At 42.1% G+C, this 19,305-nt stretch carries 17 protein-coding genes and 1 pseudogene; 9 read left to right on the forward strand and 9 right to left on the reverse strand.

What is annotated here, in order from left to right:
- The first annotated feature begins 129 nt into the window (after window positions 1-129).
- The 6 genes from LKE01_RS01050 to LKE01_RS01075 all read left to right on the forward strand — a co-directional run bounded on the left by LKE01_RS01050 (window position 130) and on the right by LKE01_RS01075 (window position 7,958).
- Complete coding sequence (locus LKE01_RS01050; protein ID WP_056980954.1) at window positions 130-687, forward strand: sugar O-acetyltransferase; 558 nt, start codon at window positions 130-132, stop codon at window positions 685-687.
- 14 nt (window positions 688-701) lie between these two features.
- Window positions 702-1,559, forward strand: a complete 858-nt coding sequence (locus tag LKE01_RS01055; protein ID WP_054768855.1) for an aldo/keto reductase — start codon at window positions 702-704, stop codon at window positions 1,557-1,559.
- A 154-nt stretch (window positions 1,560-1,713) separates the two neighbouring features.
- Complete coding sequence (locus tag LKE01_RS01060) at window positions 1,714-2,373, forward strand: histidine phosphatase family protein (RefSeq protein ID WP_056980953.1); 660 nt, start codon at window positions 1,714-1,716, stop codon at window positions 2,371-2,373.
- 223 nt (window positions 2,374-2,596) lie between these two features.
- A complete protein-coding gene (locus tag LKE01_RS01065; protein ID WP_056980952.1) occupies window positions 2,597-4,222 on the forward strand; it encodes an ABC-F family ATP-binding cassette domain-containing protein in 1,626 nt (541 codons plus the stop codon).
- 308 nt (window positions 4,223-4,530) lie between these two features.
- On the forward strand, window positions 4,531-7,428 hold the full coding sequence (locus LKE01_RS01070) for a MucBP domain-containing protein (RefSeq protein ID WP_056980951.1): 2,898 nt from the start codon (window positions 4,531-4,533) through the stop codon (window positions 7,426-7,428).
- A 131-nt stretch (window positions 7,429-7,559) separates the two neighbouring features.
- On the forward strand, window positions 7,560-7,958 hold the full coding sequence (locus LKE01_RS01075) for a hypothetical protein (protein ID WP_054768853.1): 399 nt from the start codon (window positions 7,560-7,562) through the stop codon (window positions 7,956-7,958).
- A gap of 68 nt (window positions 7,959-8,026) precedes the next feature.
- On the opposite strand, the gene gap is transcribed toward LKE01_RS01075, so the two are convergent.
- The 4 genes and pseudogenes from gap to LKE01_RS01090 all read right to left on the reverse strand — a co-directional run bounded on the left by gap (window position 8,027) and on the right by LKE01_RS01090 (window position 11,621).
- Window positions 8,027-9,043: a type I glyceraldehyde-3-phosphate dehydrogenase gene (gene gap / locus LKE01_RS01080; protein WP_054768852.1), complete on the reverse strand. Its 1,017-nt coding sequence runs from the start codon at window positions 9,041-9,043 to the stop codon at window positions 8,027-8,029.
- A 203-nt stretch (window positions 9,044-9,246) separates the two neighbouring features.
- A complete protein-coding gene (locus tag LKE01_RS12300) occupies window positions 9,247-9,867 on the reverse strand; it encodes an MFS transporter (RefSeq protein ID WP_251908390.1) in 621 nt (206 codons plus the stop codon).
- Window positions 9,864-10,646, reverse strand: coding sequence for an MFS transporter (locus LKE01_RS12305; RefSeq protein WP_243538146.1), 783 nt, complete (start codon window positions 10,644-10,646; stop codon window positions 9,864-9,866). Before LKE01_RS12305 ends, LKE01_RS12300 begins: the two co-directional genes overlap by 4 nt.
- Before the next feature lie 112 nt (window positions 10,647-10,758).
- Window positions 10,759-11,621 (reverse strand): annotated as a pseudogene (locus LKE01_RS01090) (DegV family protein).
- Between the two features lie 185 nt (window positions 11,622-11,806).
- Between LKE01_RS01090 and LKE01_RS01095 the strand changes: the two are divergent.
- Entirely contained in the window at window positions 11,807-12,568 is a 762-nt protein-coding gene (locus LKE01_RS01095; RefSeq protein ID WP_056980950.1) for an exodeoxyribonuclease III, read from the forward strand.
- A 56-nt stretch (window positions 12,569-12,624) separates the two neighbouring features.
- Here the strand turns inward: LKE01_RS01095 and LKE01_RS01100 are convergent, their stop codons facing one another.
- From LKE01_RS01100 to LKE01_RS01115, 4 genes are all read right to left on the reverse strand, one after another.
- Window positions 12,625-13,452, reverse strand: a complete 828-nt coding sequence (locus LKE01_RS01100; RefSeq protein ID WP_056980949.1) for a hypothetical protein — start codon at window positions 13,450-13,452, stop codon at window positions 12,625-12,627.
- Between the two features lie 12 nt (window positions 13,453-13,464).
- Window positions 13,465-14,274 (reverse strand): hypothetical protein, encoded by an 810-nt coding sequence (locus LKE01_RS01105; RefSeq protein ID WP_056980948.1) that lies wholly within the window; start codon window positions 14,272-14,274, stop codon window positions 13,465-13,467.
- 101 nt (window positions 14,275-14,375) lie between these two features.
- The gene (locus tag LKE01_RS01110; protein ID WP_056980947.1) at window positions 14,376-14,720 is read right to left on the reverse strand and encodes a hypothetical protein; all 345 of its coding nucleotides are present in this window, start codon (window positions 14,718-14,720) and stop codon (window positions 14,376-14,378) included.
- A gap of 286 nt (window positions 14,721-15,006) precedes the next feature.
- Entirely contained in the window at window positions 15,007-16,752 is a 1,746-nt protein-coding gene (locus LKE01_RS01115) for a phospho-sugar mutase (RefSeq protein ID WP_056980946.1), read from the reverse strand.
- A 200-nt stretch (window positions 16,753-16,952) separates the two neighbouring features.
- Here LKE01_RS01115 and LKE01_RS01120 point away from each other — a divergent pair, with 200 nt between their 5' ends.
- Window positions 16,953-17,960 carry a LacI family DNA-binding transcriptional regulator gene (locus tag LKE01_RS01120; protein WP_056980945.1) on the forward strand — a complete coding sequence of 336 codons (1,008 nt, stop codon included), beginning with the start codon at window positions 16,953-16,955 and terminating at the stop codon, window positions 17,958-17,960.
- Window positions 17,961-18,007: 47 nt separating this feature from the next.
- On the opposite strand, the gene LKE01_RS01125 is transcribed toward LKE01_RS01120, so the two are convergent.
- A complete protein-coding gene (locus LKE01_RS01125; RefSeq protein ID WP_056980944.1) occupies window positions 18,008-18,847 on the reverse strand; it encodes a DegV family protein in 840 nt (279 codons plus the stop codon).
- 137 nt (window positions 18,848-18,984) lie between these two features.
- Here LKE01_RS01125 and LKE01_RS01130 point away from each other — a divergent pair, with 137 nt between their 5' ends.
- Window positions 18,985-19,299, forward strand: a complete 315-nt coding sequence (locus LKE01_RS01130) for a DUF7671 family protein (protein WP_054768850.1) — start codon at window positions 18,985-18,987, stop codon at window positions 19,297-19,299.
- The last annotated feature ends 6 nt before the right edge of the window (window positions 19,300-19,305 follow it).

Here is a 19,305-nt window from a genome sequence, read left to right on the forward strand (position 1 = left end):
AGTTCCAATAATCAAGTTCCGAGAGAGTTATAATGGAACTTAATCAAAATTAAAATGAGGTTGAGACAAATTTGCTTTTGCCTCGACCTCATTTTGTACATAGCTGTTTATATAGGAGGAAAATCGATAATGCGCACTGAAAAAGAGAAAATGTTGGCTGGGGAGAAGTACCTGAACATTAGTGATGAACTGGCTGAGGATCGTCGAACCAATCGATTGCTTGTGGATCAATTTAACCGGGTTGCTCGAGAGGATCCGAAGCAAGGCAGTCAGATTATTAAAAAGATGTTTAAACACACCGGTAAAAAAGTTGATATCCAATCTCCGTTTCAGTGTGATTATGGTTATACGGTTTCTGTTGGTGAGAACTTTTTTGCCAATTATGGCTGTACCTTCATTGATGTTGGTAAGATTACGATTGGTGACAACGCTTTGCTGGGGCCAAATGTTCAAATCTTCTCAGTTAATCATCCGCTTGATGTGGATGATCGCAAGGCGGGGTACGAGTATCCTGCGGACGTGACAATTGGCGATAACTTTTGGGCCGGTGGCGGTGCCATTATTGTGCCCGGCGTCACTTTAGGAGATAATGTTATAATTGCAGCAGGCGCTGTTGTCACCAAGTCTTTTGGTGATAACGTTTTGATTGGCGGAAATCCTGCCAGAGTCATTAAAAATTTAAAATAACGTGGAGGATTTTGATGAGTAAAGAAAATATTAGCAGCAGAATTAAATTAGCAGATGGCCATACAATGCCCCAAGAAGGTCTTGGTGTTTACCGGATGACCGATGAAGATGAGTTGATTAAGTCGGTCAAATCAGCTTATTCTGATGGCTATCGGCTGTTTGACACCGCTCAGATGTATGGTAATGAAGCAGCGGTTGGTAAAGCAATCAAAGAGCTTGATGTTCCTCGTGATGATGTCTTTATTACCACTAAGATTGCCGAAGACAACCAAGGATATGACAAGGTTATGTCTTCATTTGAAGAATCATTGAAGAAATTACAGTTGGACTACGTTGACATGTTAATGGTCCACTGGCCAATCCACACCCATTTCTTTGAAACTTGGCGGGCATTTGAGAGCCTCAAAGAACAGGGCTTGGTCAAGTCGATTGCAACCAGCAACTATGGCATGCTGCACCTGCAGTATTTGGCCACCAAAGCGAATGAAATGCCGGTTGTTAACCAATTGGAAGTTCACCCGTACTTGTCACAGAAAGCCATGATTGACTTTGACCGTGAAAATCACATAGTTACTCAGGCTTGGGCACCACTTGGTCGCGGTCGGATCTTTGATGATCCCGTGATTACCGGGATTGCTGCCAAACATGGCAAGTCAGCCGCTCAAGTCATTTTGAGATGGCACTTCCAACGTGGGGATGCCTTTATTCCCAAGTCAGTGCATCCAGAACGGATTAAGCAGAACGCTGACATTTATGACTTTGAGTTGAGTGCAGATGAAATGAAGCAGGTCGATGGTTTGAACCGGAATACCCGGATCAGCCAGGAACCTGAAATGGTGTATGAGATTGGGCATCAGTATCCGCATCATTAATATATAAATTAAAAGGTTTCGTTGGTGGACTTACAGGAGTATGAGTTCATTACGAGGCCTTTTTAAATTCGAAGTTTCTTTTAATGCTAAACGATACTCGATCCGCTATACTGAGGGTATGTGAAAGCAAATTTTTGAGAAATGGGATGATTTTTTGACAAAGGTTACTGCTTACATGGTTCGGCACGGACAAACTTACTTGAATTTATATAATAAAGTTCAGGGATGGATTGATTCTCCACTCACTGAAAAGGGAATTCAAGATGCCAAAAGTGCTGGGGAACGACTCTCCAAGATTAACTTTGCTGCTTCATTTACCAGTGATTCAGGTCGGGCAATTGATACCGGCAAGATTATTATGAAGGCCAATCCGCACAACATGAACATAGTCAGTTACCAATATCCCGAATTACGAGAACAATTTCACGGTTATTTTGAAGGAAACGATCTTAATCAAATGTGGCAGTTTGTTGGTGCCCAGGTTCAAGAAACGACTGAAAAAGAAGTTTTACAGAACTTTGGCCTTGAACGTGCCCGTGATTTAATTCACCGCGCCGATCTGTATAATAATGCTGAAAATAACGCAATGTTTTGGGAGCGCTTGGATCATGGCTTTGATAAGATTCGTCAAAATACCCATGATGGTGAAGATATCTTAATTGTGTCACATGGTATGACGATCCGTTCAATTGTTGATCGATATGCGCCTAAGCTGGATCTGGGTGTTGCAACCAAAAACGGCAGTGTCACCAAACTCATTATTACTGATGATGATATTAAGGTTGAATATTTCAACAATCTGGGCGAAGTCTAGTTGTTTATAGTCCCTTAATATGATATATTTATGAGACTTGTGTTGGTCAGGACGAAAGAAGCCCTGGCTTTTTTGGTAGAGTGTGAATCAAGCCGTTTAGCTTCCGAGCATTAGTGTAATAACGGTTTTTAACGCCGGGTTTGCGTTGAAGACCGTTATTGGACTAAGCGGAAGAAGCTGGCTTGGTGAACACGTTTCAGCAGAACAGTGAGGAATACATTTAATGATTACAATTCAAAACATGGGATTACAACTCTCAGGTAAAAAACTTTATGACGATGTGAATTTAAAGTTCACCCAAGGCAACTGTTATGGCGTAATCGGCGCAAATGGTGCCGGTAAATCAACTTTCTTGAAGTTGCTTCGAGGTGATTTGGCCCCTTCAACGGGTGAAATTCACGTAGATAAGAACGAGCGGATCTCAAGCTTGAGCCAGGACCATTATGGCTTTGAAGATCAGACCGTCATGCAGACCGTGATTCAAGGCTATAAACATTTGGCCGATGTCATGGAAGCAAAGGATGCCTTGTATGCCAAGGCTGACTTTTCTGATGAAGATGGCATTCAAGCTGCCAATTTGGAAGCGGAATTTGCTGAACTGGATGGCTGGAACGCCGAATCCGATGCGTCGCAGTTATTACAGTCACTGGATATTCCAGAAGAACTACATCAAGAGCTGATGAGCGAATTAACCGAAGGCCAAAAAGTTAAAGTACTTTTGGCCCGAGCTTTGTTTGGTGAACCCGACATTTTGTTGTTGGATGAGCCAACCAACGGACTTGATGTTTATAGTATTGAATGGCTGGAAAACTTTCTGGCTGACTATTCCAAGATTACGATTATTGTCTCTCATGACCGTCATTTCCTGAACCAGACTTGTACGATGATGTGTGATGTCGACTTTGGTGAAATTCGGATGTACGTTGGAAACTATGATTTCTGGCTTCAGTCCAGCCAATTGGCTGCCAAAATGAAGGCAGATTCAAACGCCAAGAAGGAAGACAAGATTAAAGAACTCCAAGCCTTTGTGGATCGATTCAGCGCCAACGCTTCCAAGTCAAAGCAGGCCACTTCCCGTAAGAAGCAACTCGAAAAGATTTCACTGGATGACATTAAGCCATCTTCAAGAAAGTATCCATTCATTAAATTTGAAGAGAACCGGCCTTTGGGGAACGACTTGTTGCGGGTGGATAATGTTTCCAAATCAATTGACGGGGTTAAGATTTTAGACAACGTCACATTTACGTTAAGACCAGGAGATAAAACTGCTTTGGTCAGCCGAAATGACTTGGCAACCACAACTTTGATGCAGATTTTGGCTGGGGTAATTAAGCCTGATACAGGTGAAATTAAATGGGGCCAAACTGTTGAAATATCTTCATTGATGAAAGACTTTGCTTCGGAGTTCAATCATAACGACCAGCGGATTATTGACTGGCTGCGCCAATTTGCCGAAAAGGGGAGCGACGATGATGCCTTCCTGCGCGGATTTCTTGGGAGAATGTTATTCTCTGGGGATGACGTGAACAAAGAGGTTAACGTCTTATCCGGTGGCGAAAAAGTTCGGTGTGTGTTATCCAAGATGATGCTCCAAAAGGGTAATACATTACTCATGGATGATCCAACCAACCATTTGGATTTGGAATCAATCACTGCTTTGAACGAAGCTTTGGTTGGATTCCCAGGCTCCATCATTTTCACTTCCCATGATCATGAGTTCATTCAGACAATTGCCAATCACATTATCGAAGTGTCCAATAACGGCGTTATCGATAAGGCTGATATCAGTTATGATGAGTTCATTAATCATCCGGATGTTCAGAAAAAGTTAAGTGATCTTTATAGTTAATCAGCAGTTATAAAGTCCACTCTCAAAATTTTGAGAGCGGACTTTTTTTGATCGAAATTAACAGGTAAGAACCGAGTCAAAATACCCCACAAATGTTGTCAATTCCTGTAAAATAAAGATGTAGGAATAGGTAATAGTTTCTATAACTGTTCCACTAATTAATTGGGACTTATTCTAACAGAGGTGGTTCAATGATAAATCCAAATTATTGCCATTTTAAAAAATGTAAGCGCAATCATCAATAAAAACAAGCTATTAATATGTCACGTGTTTGACGGATGAAATATCATCCAAAAGGGGGAGATTAGTTGAAAATCGCTAAATACTTGGGGATGTTCGTTTTGGGGATGACATCCATAATGGGAATAATGACGATGAACCAAAGCAGGAATGTTCAAATGGTGACATCTGTGGTTCAAGCTGCGTCTACTAATGATGTTACCGCCGACGCTGATGGCACAATTGTTACACCAACCAAAATTGTTAAGGCACCCGACCCTGCCGACAAGACCAATAATCCGACAATTGATCCTAAACAGCACACGGATGCGGCAAACACAAACTTCTATAGCGGAAGCACCTACCATCAGGCACCAATTTATGTTGATGGAAAATTAGCTAATCCAATGGGAAAAAACGCAAAAGTTGGCTCCCAAACAATTTCTAGTGTCTCAGGGAGTATTAATGAGAATGACTTTATTGACCCACAAGTTCCAGGTGAGGTCATCAATTACGGCTATTACAGTGGGAGCACTGCCTTTATGGTCGGCTGGTCCAAAGACAATCAGACTGCCTATATTCATCAAGTGGATGAATCCCGGAAATTAATCAACACAGTCTCGGTTCCCGCTCCAGGGTCCACGGAATTTAATGCCAACTGGGAATATCATGCTGGTGGCATGACTTTCTCCTGGTTGGGAGACAAAATCCAATTATCCTACAATCGGGGCTCTTCCCAATTTTCAAGCACCGCAGGTTCCTTGGAATTTCTGACGGGGGTTCCTGCAAAATTTGTGGATGCCAAAGGAAATGAACTGGCACCATCACAAACAATTTCTGGGCATTCCGGCACGTATGTAGAAGTGGACTACCCAACTATTTCAGGATATCGGATTATTAGAGTGCCATATATGAACAATGAGCACAAATTTTTAATTAATAATACGACTGCTACAACTCCTTCGGATAAGTGGACTTCCTCACAGATCAATCGGTATACAACCCTTTATCAAAAAGTGATTGATACTAATAATACCCGACAAATGTATATGGTATTTGATTATAGCAAGATCACCGGTGCTGGAATGTCAGGCACAAAGAAGAGTGATGTTGTGACAGTTAAGGCGACTCAGGGCGGCATGATTGCAGCTGACTTTACATCAGGGATAGCTCAAGCATACTCGACAGCCTCAATGCCTACTCCAGTTGGAAATCCGCTGGTCTTTGTTTACGAACCGATTACCGAATATCACTTGACGATTAATTATCTGGAGCAAGGAACTGACAAAGTAATGGCCGACCCATATAAAGCTGATGGGGCCGGAACTTATGAAATTGATTCTCCTGTTATTTCCGGATATAACGCTGATAAACCAACGGTGAAAGGTGTTTTAAATGCCGATTCAACCATTAGTGTTTATTATTCTAAAAAGGATGTTCCACCGGTTGAAGATGCTTTGGTTAACATCCAATATATTGATGAAGACAGTCAAAAGACGATTAAGACAGACAAAGTCGAAGGAAAAGTTGGCGAAGACTATGACGCAGGCGGCAAGTATCAACTGGACACGATCACCGAAGATGGTGTCACCTATGAGTTGAATAAGACCAACCTGCCAAAGAATGCGACCGGCAAATTTGCCAAAACCAATGAAGATGTGAAATATTACTACAAGAAGAAAGCAGCACCAGTTGAGGAAGCGTCAGTTCCCATCAAGTATATTAATGAGGAAAATCAGCAAGTCCTCAAAACTGATGCCATTAAGGGAAATGTTGGCGATGAATACCAGGTGGATGCCAAATACCAACTTGATACACTGACTGTTGATGGCGTTACCTATGATTTGATTAAAGATAAGCTGCCAACTAATACCAAAGGAACTTTCAGCAAGACCAACGAACCAGTCAATTATTACTACAAGAAGTCAAGCACACCGATTGAAAAAGCCTCCTTGCCGATTAACTATATTAACGAAGATGGCGGCAAGACCCTTAAAACCGATTCAATTGATGGGAAAATCGGTGATCCGTATGAAGTTGGTGCCAAGTATCACTTGGAGACAATTACTGTTGATGGGGTGACTTATCAGCTAAACAAAGGTCGTCTCCCGGCTAATACCAAAGGCACGTTTGCGGCTAAAAACGATCCCGTTAATTACTACTACAACAAGAAGACAACCCCAGTCATTCCAGTTGTTCCTGTCGTTCCAGTCACTCCGGTAACCCCAGTGACACCAGTTACGCCGGTCACTCCAACTCCGGAACCTGATGGAACCGACGTGGAACCAGGTAAAATTGCCAAAAAAGGGATGGCCGTATACTCCTTGAAGAAGATTTATCTGTATCAGAATCCAACCTTCAAGAAAGCTGAACGGAAATCCGGTTATGTTAAGAAGCCGCGGGTGTTCAGACCAATGTTTGTGGTTACGGATTACGCCCGTTCCGATGAAGGACGACTGCGTTATAAAGTTCGTGACGTCAACCATTTGAGTAAAACCGATGGTTGGACAGGTTACATTACGACAAATTATGAATATGTCCGTCCAGTTTACTACCAAAGCAAGCATTCAACTTTGACGGTGATTAATCCACGAGGTGTCAATGAGTACACGAAGGTTAACCTGACCGGCAAAGTGAAGAACTATAAGCAAGGCACGATTCTCAAAGTGAAAGGGTTTGTGACCCATAATTTAACCACTCGTTATCTATTAAGTAACGGTCACTACATTACCGGTAACCGGAAGTTGGTTCAGATGGGCAAACACAAGCAGGCAAAACAATTGGTTGTCAAAAAGCACATCAACCGATACAAGACTGCCAACCTGACCCAGCGGAACGGCCACTTCAAGAAAGGGCAGAAGTTAACCATCAAACGTTATACTTTCAGCCATGAAGGGTCAATTACCAAATCTGGTACCAAACGTTACGTCGTAAAAGGCGGCTACATTACCGCTAATAACAAGTTCGTTAAAGTTGTTAAATATTAAAATGAATTAAGACGATTCTCTATTTGAGAGTCGTCTTTTTTGAAAGCTAATTTCCACCACGTCTGGCTAAATCAATATATAATCATCTTATGAACTATTAAGTTACTGGTCACATTCAGGAGGGGACTAATTTGACACGCGAACTTGGCAAAGATGATTTGGGGACTTATGAATATGTATCGCGGGTGTACAATGCTAATATTCAATTGCCGGAATATAAACTGCCAACGAACACTAACGATGGCAACCAAGTATTCTTCGATACTGCAGAAATTCACTTAACAATGGATATCAAAGATCAACGGGTTGAGAAAATTACGATTGTGACGCCTAAGCCACAGTCATTGGCCTACATGCGGGTATTTGAAGGGTTTGAGTTTGGAATGGAAGCCCTTGGAACATGGATCAATACGTATCATCGGTCGACTGCCAGCCATGGACCGGCGTCTGATGCGGTGAACGGCATTCTAGCCAGTTACAATACCACTAAAGATAATGTGCTGACCGTTAGTTTAACCAGAGCAAAATAAAAAATCGTCACTTTTGATCATCGTTAAGATCGAAAAGTGGCGATTATTTGTTTTATAAATCCGTTATATTACAGGTTGGATACTTGGGCAAATTTCTTAGCGGTTCGAACCATGTTGGAAACAAAGCCGTATTCGTTGTCGAACCAAGTTGCGGTCTTAACAGTCTGGAAATCACCGTTGGTGGTAACCTCAGTCAAAGTTGGGTCGAAAACCGCCCCGTGGGTATCACCGATAATGTCAGATGAAACGATTTGGTCTTCATTCCAACCAAATGCCGGGTTATCAACCGTGTGAGGCTTGATTGCTTCGTTTACCTGATCTGCAGTTACCTTGGTTTTGAGGGCTGATACTAATTCACAGACAGAACCATCAACGACAGGTACTCTTTGAGCATGTCCCTGAAGATGGCCATCCAACTCGGGAATAACCAGACCAATTGCTTTGGCAGCACCGGTTGAGTGAGGAATGGTGTTAGCTGAAGCGGTACGGTTTGGACGGAACTTCTTGCCTTTAGGGCCATCAAGAATCATTTGAGAACTGGTAAATGCATGAATTGCAGTCATGGTACCAACTTCAACGCCAAACTCTTTGTTCAGGAAGTAAGCCATTGGTGCCAATGCGTTGGTCGTGCATGATCCAGCAGAAATGATCTGGTCATCGGCATCTAAAGTGTCGTCATTTACATTAAACACAATCGTCTTCATCGCACCGGCAGGAGCTGAGATTAAAACTTTCTTAACGCCCGCATCCAGATGTGCTTGAGACTTTTCCTTTGAGGTGTAAAATCCGGTACATTCGAGAACCAAATCTACGCCATTTTCCTTTACCCAAGGAATCTTACTGGCGTCTTTTTCGGCATATACACGGTAGCTTTTGCCGTCCACAACTAATGAGTCGTCGGTCGAAGAAACTTCGTGGGGCAATATTCCGTGAGTTGAATCGTATTTGAAAAGGTAAGCCAGCATTGATGGGCTCGTCAAATCATTAATTGCGACAACTTCCAACTCAGGATCCTTCACTTCCAAAATTCGACGTAAAAGTAAACGACCAATTCTACCAAAACCATTAATTCCAATCTTTACCATAAGTGGAATCCCCCTTTGAATTCTGGGTAACAGTAAGCATGACGGCTAAGTTGTGTACAATCATTCTCAACCATCGCAGTCATTTTATGCGCATTTTAATGGAATTTCAATTAAAACGACTTCATGGAATGAGGCTCCGATTGGGCAAAAAACAGGATCACCAAAATTTTGATGATCCTGCGGAAAGTGATTATCCATAGAGATTAATGACTATTTTTTTGTTTTTGAATTCTAAAATTAATGATTGCTGCAATCAAAGCAGCTGCACTCAGACACGTTGCCAGAAGAAAGTCGTATCGACCACCCACAAACGAACGGGCGGCTAAATTGCCAGTTCCGTTGTTCTGGTTAATTGCCATGACGGCAGCCATAATTCCAACTCCAATTGACCCCGCAAATTGTTGGAGCATGCTAAACAGAGAGTTGATGTCGGTTCGAAATTTCTGGGGAACGTTCAACATCGCATTGGAGATGGAATTTGAGAAGCCCATGTTGAAGCCGAATCGTAGGAAGGAATAGACAAATAAAATGATCAGGGCAGTCAAGAACTCCTGAATGCCAAAGAAGATTAATCCACCAAGGGTCATTGAGCACAACCCAATGTAAATGGGAAGCGCATAGCCTTTAAGATCGGCAAGATGACCGGCAAATGGGGAAACTGCAGCCCCAACCAGTGAACCGGGAAGTAAGACCAATCCGGCGATAAATGGCGAATTGTGCAGAACATACTGGCAATAGACTGGAATTAGAAATGAAACGCCAATATTAACAAATTGAAGGACAAAGTAGGTAAAAGCCGATAGCGAAGTTGAAAGCCACTTCAAGACTTTGATGTCCAACAATTGCGAATGACCATGGGTGTCGGAATAAATAAGCCCAGAGCAATTAAACCAACCACAAATGGGATGAGAACCTGTGAACTCAAGACCGCATATTTGCCGGCTTTACTAACTGCAAAGACAAACGAGAATAATGTGGCAGCCAGCAAGCCGAGGCTTAAAACATCAAAGGAACCGGTACCTACCGGATCAATGCGGATATAGTGGGAGCCAAGCCACCAGCTGACAACGATGATTGGGAGGATTAACCAGAAAATCATTCGCCAGGACATGGTTGAAGAAATTGTGCCACCATAAGTCGACCCCAAAGCTGGTGCTAATGAAATAACCATGCCGGCAAGGCCAGTCATTGAACCAATCCGATCAGCCGGAATTCGGCTGAAGATAATATGAAACATGAGTGGAGTCGAGAGCCCGGTCGCAATGGCTTGAATCAGCCGACCGCTCATGAGAATTGGAAAGCTTGGTGAAAGAGCACACATAACGTCGCCAACCACAAAGGCGATCGCGGCAAATAAATGAATTGTTTGAGACTTAAATTTTTTAAGCAGAAAAGCAGTGGTTGCCATAACAATGGTGACCATCAGCAGGTAGCCGGTGGTAATCCACTGAACCGTATCCAAGGTGACGTTAAAGACCTTGGTTAATTCTGGAAAGGTGACGTTCATTGATGTTTCTGTAAGAATTCCGGTGAATGAGAGCAGCGCAGCGGCCAACAGGCCCAGATAAGTCTGCCGGGTGATTTTTTGGTTAGTTTGTGACATAATCCCATCTCTTTCGTTTTTGATTATTTAATAATGGCAAAATCTTTGATTGAATTTTACATATCTGATTGCAACAAAAAAGCGAGTGGCAATTCACTCACTCTTGTTCAAGCTACTTGCTAAATTGATCCCAGTCCAAATCCCAAAGACGCCCATGGCTTTATCACCAGTGTGAACGGTGATTGCCGGGCTGATTTGGTAAGTACTAATGCTTGCTTGTGGGAAATGTTCGCGGAAGGCAATCACCCATGACTGACTGAGTTCCGGATTATTGGCATCAACGACTGAAATTCTCATTGGTTGGTCGAATTTAGTCTTATTAATGTTGTCGGTAATATGTTGAAGGGCCTGCTTCATGGTTCTTTCTTTGGCTTCAGGAACGATCTTACCATTCTTATCAAAAGTTAGGATCGGTTTGATCTTCAACAGGTTGCCAAAGAATGCCGATGTGTTGGAAATTCGTCCGGTTCGCTGCAGATGATCCAAGCTGTCAACAACCAGTGAAACATGAATTGAATCACGGAGTTGTTCAAGCTTGGGGATGATGGTATCGGCATTGGCACCATTTTCAGCCATCTTTGCTGCTAACAGACATAAGTCAGCTTCGCCGGCGCTGGCAATTTTTGAGTCGAATGGATAGACTTTAATGTTTGTTACTTCATGACTGTATGCCACCAAATTTTGGTAGAAAGTGGTAATTCCTGATGACAAATTGACACAAATTGCTTCATCATAACCTTTGTCACTCAAGGTATCAAAAGCTTCCTGCATCTGGCCCATGGTGACTTGGGCGGTAGTTGGTAATTTTTCGGTTTCTGCCAATTTTTTCAGAAATTCCTGTGAGCTGATGTCAACACCATCATGGTATTCCTGGCTGCCAAAGATAACGGTAATCGGCAACACGGTGATGTTGTATTTAGCAGCCACCACTGGATCAAGGTAACTGGCACTATCGGTAATTACGGCTGTTTTCATTTTAATATCCTCTTTTCGGGGTTGTAAGTGTATTTTAACCCTTATTTTGAGTTAAAACAAAGGATGTATATAAGAATAAACGAGATCAATATATTAGGATTCTCTGCGTTTCGGGCATCTCCAAGTGATTGCAAAAGGATTATTTACGTTATAATTGACGTAAACAAACAAAAGGATGGGATTACATGAAATTCATCTCTTGGAATGTGAATGGTCTTCGAGCAGTTGTTAAACATGGGTTTGAAGACACATTCAAGCAATTAAATGCCGACTTTTTCTGTGTGCAGGAAACCAAAATGCAGGAAGGCCAGTTGAAGCTGGAATTGCCCGGCTATCACCAATATTTTAATTACGCTGAGCGAAAGGGTTATTCTGGAACGGCGATCTTTACCAAGCACGAGCCACTCAATGTGATGTATGGCATCGAAAGCGATGAATTTGATCATGAAGGACGGGCAATTACCCTTGAATACCCCAACTACTATCTGGTGACCAGCTATGTGCCTAATTCTGGGGCAGGTTTGAAACGGTTGGATTTCCGGATGGGCTGGGATAAAGCTTTTCACCAGTACTTAAATAAGCTGGATGAGAAAAAGCCGGTTATTTTATGTGGTGACTTAAACGTTGCTCACAAGGAAATTGATTTGAAAAATCCTCAATCCAATCATCACAACGCCGGCTTTACGGACGAAGAACGAGAATCGTTCACCAAGTTGTTAAGCGAAGGCTTCATGGATACGTTCAGACATTTTTATCCCGATCAAAAGGACATCTATTCATGGTGGAGTTATCGATTCCACTCTCGTGATCGGAATGCCGGTTGGCGGATTGATTATTTTGTGGCCAGTGATCGCTTGGCTGATAACATTAAAGATTCCAAAATATTGACCGATGTATTTGGATCGGATCATTGCCTGGTTGAGTTGGATACAGGAGAAATATCGTAACTGAATATTCAAAAATGAAAGTCACCAATTTAATTTGGTGGCTTTCATTTTTAATGTTATGGATAAATTCGCTGACTATTCACGTAGAATTTCTTTCCGCCGACATAATATCGGATGGAAATGGTGACACTATCATCGTACTTTTTATTTTGGTCAGGATTGATTGTTGCGAGATGCTGATTTGTTTTCCTGATCTTTAAGCGGTATCGGTCATTGCCCTTTTTGTGGACGTGATACATGGGAAATCCACATACTTTGGATTTGGTGTAGACATACAAGGAGCTGCCTTTCTTGATGGTCTTATGAATTTTGGCGTAAGAATAGGGACGTGGCATTTTGGTAACCCAGTAGTTGTAACCGGTGAAATATTCCAAATAACCGTCCTCGGTTACCCGAAAGCAGTTCTCAATTTTGAATTGTTGTCGGAGTGGGAAAGACTTATTGCCTTGCCAAACCAGACCGCCAAGATTACCAGTATATGGCTGCTTGAAGTATGACTGGTATTTTGGTGCATGGACCTTTTTAAAGTATGAAGTCTTCGCCCAGATACCTTTGGTGACGGTGACGTTATGTTTGGATTGAACGATCCCTTTCCGCAAATGCCAACTTAAATTGTTCATATTAATGGTGATGTATGTCTTATGTGACTTGGCGCTTTTACCAAGACTGCCGGATTTAAACACGGTGCCTTTGGGGATCGTAATCTTCACGTTCTTATAGTGACTGTTAGTGGTATGAATGGTCCGCCTGGTTTCCAAATACTGGTTCTTGGCGAGCTTGGTCAGATACTTACTGCTGGCATTCGCCGTGACAGTAAGGATTACAAGCGTCAGGAAAGCCATAGTCACAAGGATGAATGCCTTCTTAATTCTGGTTAAAGTCATTGTAAATCCTCCCTATTTAAAATTTGTGACGCTGTTATTTTCGTACCAGTCAACCTTGCCAATTCTATAAACCCAGTTGGTCAGAATCTTTTTGACGTTGGTGGTGCTTGGAATAACCGTGATGGTGCCGTTGCCGGTACTATTAATTGTCAAATGATAATCATGATGGGATTTTTTGACGAAGGACAGACCGCTGATCTTTGATTTAAAAGCCAAAATGGTTTCACCGCTGGCAAGTGGATGGCTGGCTTTCACAACCTTTAAGCTGGCAGTCGGTTTTGGAGAAACCTTGAAAGTAAACGGAGATTTTGCGTAATATTCCAAGTACCCATTGCTGGTGACTCGGAATCGGGTACCGGAAGCGGTGGTGTAGTTGGCTGGCAAGCGATCGCCTTTCCAAAGATTGCCGGTTTCGGTCTTAATTTTATTGCGTGATTTCTTTCCATCTGACTGCACGGCAAAGTAGCTCAGGTAAACCGGTTTGTGGATTTGCTTAAAGTTATAACCTTTTGCGCGAAGCCAATGGGTATAAACACCAGGCTTTTTCTGGCTGAGCAGTGGCTTTCGGATGTTGTAGCTTAAACGTTCCAGATTAATGGCAACGTACTTATTGCCGTGGACGTGTTTGATGCCGCCCACTTGAACCGTGGTTCCCTTGGGTATGGTGACTTTAACCTGCTTTTTACTGTTATATGTAGTGATGCTGCGTTGGGTTTTTAAAAAACTGTTTTTGATGACCGTGGCATGGGCTGGCTGAACTTGAAGCAAGGCTCCCCCAAATAATGCCAGCGTGCCGATCATAATTTTTGATGTTAGTCGCATGTGTGTCTCCCCCTTACATAGCTTAATTGTAGCAGAGTAGGAGAACATTGGCAGATAAAAAAATCCGCCAAATTTTCAAGAATATCTGGCGGATAAATTATTTAGTTGTGAATTTGCTGCCACATGAGAACAACCATTACAATGCTTATGAAGGCTGTCCCTGCGATAAATGACCATTCCGGAAACGTTATTAAAGGCAGATCGCTGGTACCTTGTCTCTTACGGGTAAATTTTTCAATTCCGATAAATAATTCACCAAGTACCAAAAGAAGGATCGGGTTAAAAAAGAGTGCGATTCGATTGCCTCTACTGTTAACTAAAGCGCCGTTAAGTCCAAATCCATTGAAGTGTAGGGCAATTGTTGTCGGGGCAAGTAAGAAAAGGATGAAAGAAACGATGAAAACAATTAGATAGGTTGTTCTGATTGCTAACTGAAATTTTTTCAATGCAAATCCTCCACGTGATGTGACTTGTTGCCAATAGAGTACTCCGTCAATCAGACTTTGTACATATGTTTCCGGCTTTTATTTAAAAAAAGAGTGGGACTAAAGGCGTTTTGATCCCGGAATTTAAGAGCATCAATCAGATTATTCCTGGTGTTGGAATGATTGATTGATGCTCTTAAATGGCCGGGATCAGCCGATTGTTGCACGTTTCAAAAAATAATATGGTATTACGAAAGAGGTTGAGGCAAAAGCATACACTTTTGTCTCAGCCTCGTTCCAACAAAATCTAGTTATTAATCAATTTATCAATCATTTTATCAACAGCATCCACGTAACTGGCTAGCTTCTTGTCGGCTGCGTCTTGGCTCTTATCGTCAACTTCCAAGTAGAACTTCACTTTAGGCTCGGTTCCTGAAGGACGAACGGCCAGCCAGGTTTCGTCATCCAACCAGTACTTCAATACGTTGGACTTAGGCAAATCAATAGCGGTCTTCTTGCCATCCTTATCAGTTAATTCTGATGACTGATAGTCAGCGTGACTCAATACCTTGTGACCGTTAAATTCAGTCAATGGGTTGTCACGGAGTTCTGACATGATGTGCGCCATTTTGTCTTTACCATCCAGACCATCAAATTCTTTGGCAATGGTCTTTTCAGCGTAGTAACCGTACTTCTGGAACATTTCCTGGACGCCATCGTACAACGTCTTGTTCTGACTCTTGTAGTAAGCGGCAACTTCTGCCAGCAACAGAACAGTTTGAATGGCATCTTTGTCACGAACAAATGGCTTGATCAGGTAACCAAAACTCTCTTCAAAGCCAAACAGGAAGGTGTGATCATGTTGAGTTTCGTAATGATGGATGGCTTCAGCGATAAACTTGAATCCAGTCAAAACATTGTTGGTGGCAACACCGTATGAAGCGGCAATCTTAGGAGCTAAATCGGTGGAGACAATTGACTTAACAATTGTACCATCAGCTGGCAGGTCGCCGGCTTTCTTCTTGGCTGCCAAGATGTAGTTCAACAGAACGCTGGCAATTTGGTTACCGCTTAATAATTGGTAACTGCCGTCGGGTTGACGAACGGCACAGCCAAGCCGATCGGCATCAGGATCCGAAGCGATTAAGACATCGGCTGAAATCTTCTTGCCCAGCTTAGTTGCCAAATCAAATGCTTGTGGAAACTCTGGATTTGGAAATGGCGTAGTTGGAAATTCAGGATCAGCAATGGTTTGTTCCGGAACAACAACGTAGTTCTTGAAGCCGGCTTCTTCCAAAGCACGACGAGCAATCACTTTACCGGTACCATGGAGTGGTGAGTAAACAAACTTCATGTTGGCACCGACATTTTTGATTAAGTCCAAGTCGATGTTAACCGTCTTAACCTTGGCAAGGTAGGCTTGATCAACCGCTTCACCAATCAGATTCATGATTTTAGCTTCACGCAAGTCTTGTTCAGGGGTAACATGGATTGCGAACAAGTCACTGTTTTTACGAATGTAGGAAGTGATTAAATCAGATTCCTTTGGTGGCATCTGGCCACCGTCTTGGCCATAAATCTTAAATCCGTTATATTGCTTTGGATTATGGCTGGCGGTAATCATGATGCCGGCATAAGTATTTAAGTGACGAACAGCGAATGATAATTCAGGAGTTGGTCGAATGTCGTCGAAGACAAAGGTGGGAATGTGGTGATAACCCAATACCTTTGCGGACTCATGAGCAAATTCCTTTGAATGGTAACGAGAATCAAAACTAATTGCGACTCCACGTTTTCTGGTTGCTTCATCGAGAGTATCCATAAATGAAGCTAATCCTTCGGCAGCTTGGCGAACAGTGTAAATGTTCATCCGGTTGGTTCCAGCACCAAGCACACCACGCATTCCGGCAGTTCCAAATGAAAGGATCGTTCCAAATGCATCTGTAATTTTATCTGAATCATTTTTCATTTTATTTAAATCAAGTACGAGATTTTCTGGTAAATTGGGTTGTTTGACCCATTGTTGGTAAGCGTCTTTAATTTTGTCGTCCACGACATGACCCTCCTTATATTTAAAATCAACTTAATTATAGAAATTTATTAGGCATCCGTCAATAATTTTACTAGCCAAAAACGTTAATATAACGGAATATCCTTGACATATCAAGGTAAAGAACATATATTTATTTTAGTAAATTAACTAAAACGATTTGATACATAAAAAACGGATTTATTTTACGAAGGGGTGAGATCATGGCAACAATTAAGGATATTGCACATAAGGCCGGGGTTTCGATCACAACAGTTTCACGGGTATTAAATTATGATAAGTCATTATCCGTTAGTGACCTGACTCGCAAGAAGATTTTTCAGGCTGCAGAAGCATTGGATTATACAAAGAAGAAACGTTCCAGTACGACTCGGGACAGCATTGCCGTTGTTGAGTGGTATACCGAGCAGCAGGAACTGGACGATTTGTACTATTTATCAATCAGGATGGGTGTGGAAAAGCAGGCAGAACGGTTCCATTATAAAGTTAAACGGTATTTTGCCGACGACTCGCTGTCAAAAATTGACGATGTAAAAGGCATAGTCGCAATCGGTAAGTTTAGTGCCGAACAGATTGATGAGATGAGCAAGGTCACCGACAATGTTGTTTTTGTCGACTTTGATACTTTGGCAAGGGGTCACGATTGCGTTGTGACCGATTTTGATAATTCCACCAAATCAGTATTGAACTATTTCATCGAAAACGGGCTGAAGCGTATCGGAATGATTTCCGGTGTTGAATATAGTAGTGATCACCAATTGAAAATTACCGATCATCGCTTTGACGTTTTCAAACATTATTTGGAGAAGCACGCATTGTATGATCCGGCCAATGTCTTTGTCGGCGATTATACAATGCAGTCGAGTTATCAGTTGGTTGACCAGGCACTGAAAAGTTCCAAGGAAAGTTTCCCTAATGCATTATTTGTTTCCAATGATGCGATGGCGATTGGTGCTTTAAAGGCCCTTCATGAAAATGGGGTTAAGGTTCCTGAAGATGTCAGCTTGGTTAGCTTCAATGACACGGCTGTTGCAAAATATGTGATTCCTTCTTTAACTGCAGTTAAAGTCAATACCGGTAAAATGGGTGAAGTTGCTGTTCGCCTGCTTGAAATGGTTGACGCCAGTACCGATGGTGACGCTCATACACCGGAAAAAGTGGTTGTGGCAACAAAAATGGTTGAACGGGAAAGTGTTAGAAAAGCAAAATAAAAGGACTGGCACATTTTTGTACCAATCCTTTTGATTTTTTATTTTGATTATCCCAGTAAATAGGTAACACCGGTTGAATTCCGGCCAATAAATGTCGTCATTTCAGGATTCGTTGGGACAACGGAAATCGGCACAAACGGGAATTCTTCGGTTAGCATGCTTCGTAAGAACTGAGCTCTTGTTGAAGTGCCGGAATGTAGAATGCTGAGTTGGACAATGCATTCATCGTGCATGTGCGCAATCTGAGTTTTCCAGAACTCGTTTAAGGACTCGTCCTTGGATCCATGCGCCACCAAACGAAAGTCGTTACCTTTGAAAGCCAACATGTAAGCTGTATTTGCATGCTTGCCAAGGAAACCCTGCAGCTTGGTGATAATCCGGTTGTTGACGATTTGCTGGTTGTTGCGGACTGAGAAAAAGATCCGGGTGTTATCACGGACTTTTGCCAATTCAGGCAATATATCTTTGATTATTTTGCCTTCCTTGATCATTTTGGCAGCTTTAAGCACTTGATAGGCCAACCCGGCAGCCGTCACCTGACTATTCAGGACGGTGACGTCAGTTGTGGATTTGCTGGCAGCTGTTTTAGCGTTATTGTAAGAGGAAGACATCTTATCACTCAAATGAATTGATAAGATTTGGCTGCCGTCCTCGCCCAATTTGTTGTAAGTTTCGGTTAGATCAGCCACCGAAATATCTCCAATAACCGGTTTATTTTTTCCGGAATCAAATAGTTGGAGAAACTTCTCGCTGCTTATCTTGTTAACGTAACCGAACACTCTGCCATCTATCAAAATAGGTGGGTTCAATACATAGATATTGTATGCTCGGATGTCGGCGTTTGCCACGTGGGCAGCGGAATCAGTTACAATTTTAATTTTGCTCATATTATTCACCCCAGGTACTCGAAATTTGTCTACACTGTTATTGTATAGTATTCGTTAGTATAATTGTTGTGTTTATGAAAAGATTAGATTTTAATTCTAACTTTGTTCACAATTTATTCATGAAAGGACTGAAACCCATGAAAGGTAAATATGAAGTCAACCAATATATCGGGGTGCCCCTGGAAACGGATGATTCAGGAAATTATCCAATTAAGATGGATGAGTCCGGCGACTTTAAATTACATAGCTGGCGTACTGGTAAGCATACCAAAGGGAAGTTTAAAAAAGTCGGTCAAATCTTCATTACCGAAAATAACTTGATGGTCGGAATTATCAAAGCGATTCCAGTTGCGTTTAAAGATCGGCATGATTATACACCCCTTCAGCGATTTACCAGTGAATATGTATCTGATGATGTGTTGGAGGCGGGGAAGAAGAAACTGAAAAGTTAAAATGGG

The sequence above is a fragment of the Lentilactobacillus kefiri genome, from assembly GCF_007989105.1.
Classification (GTDB): domain Bacteria; phylum Bacillota; class Bacilli; order Lactobacillales; family Lactobacillaceae; genus Lentilactobacillus; species Lentilactobacillus kefiri.

What these genes read in the sequence shown, in the direction of transcription:
- LKE01_RS01050 (WP_056980954.1), top strand. Translation starts at nt 130, where the DNA reads ATGCGCACTGAAAAAGAGAAAATGTTGGCTGGGGAGAAGTACCTGAAC.
- LKE01_RS01120 (WP_056980945.1), top strand. Translation starts at nt 16,953, where the DNA reads ATGGCAACAATTAAGGATATTGCACATAAGGCCGGGGTTTCGATCACA.
- LKE01_RS01100 (WP_056980949.1), bottom strand. Translation starts at nt 13,452, where the DNA reads ATGACTTTAACCAGAATTAAGAAGGCATTCATCCTTGTGACTATGGCT.
- LKE01_RS12305 (WP_243538146.1), bottom strand. Translation starts at nt 10,646, where the DNA reads ATGTCACAAACTAACCAAAAAATCACCCGGCAGACTTATCTGGGCCTG.
- LKE01_RS01055 (WP_054768855.1), top strand. Translation starts at nt 702, where the DNA reads ATGAGTAAAGAAAATATTAGCAGCAGAATTAAATTAGCAGATGGCCAT.
- LKE01_RS01130 (WP_054768850.1), top strand. Translation starts at nt 18,985, where the DNA reads ATGAAAGGTAAATATGAAGTCAACCAATATATCGGGGTGCCCCTGGAA.
- gap (WP_054768852.1), bottom strand. Translation starts at nt 9,043, where the DNA reads ATGGTAAAGATTGGAATTAATGGTTTTGGTAGAATTGGTCGTTTACTT.
- LKE01_RS01105 (WP_056980948.1), bottom strand. Translation starts at nt 14,274, where the DNA reads ATGCGACTAACATCAAAAATTATGATCGGCACGCTGGCATTATTTGGG.
- LKE01_RS01125 (WP_056980944.1), bottom strand. Translation starts at nt 18,847, where the DNA reads ATGAGCAAAATTAAAATTGTAACTGATTCCGCTGCCCACGTGGCAAAC.
- LKE01_RS01065 (WP_056980952.1), top strand. Translation starts at nt 2,597, where the DNA reads ATGATTACAATTCAAAACATGGGATTACAACTCTCAGGTAAAAAACTT.
- LKE01_RS01095 (WP_056980950.1), top strand. Translation starts at nt 11,807, where the DNA reads ATGAAATTCATCTCTTGGAATGTGAATGGTCTTCGAGCAGTTGTTAAA.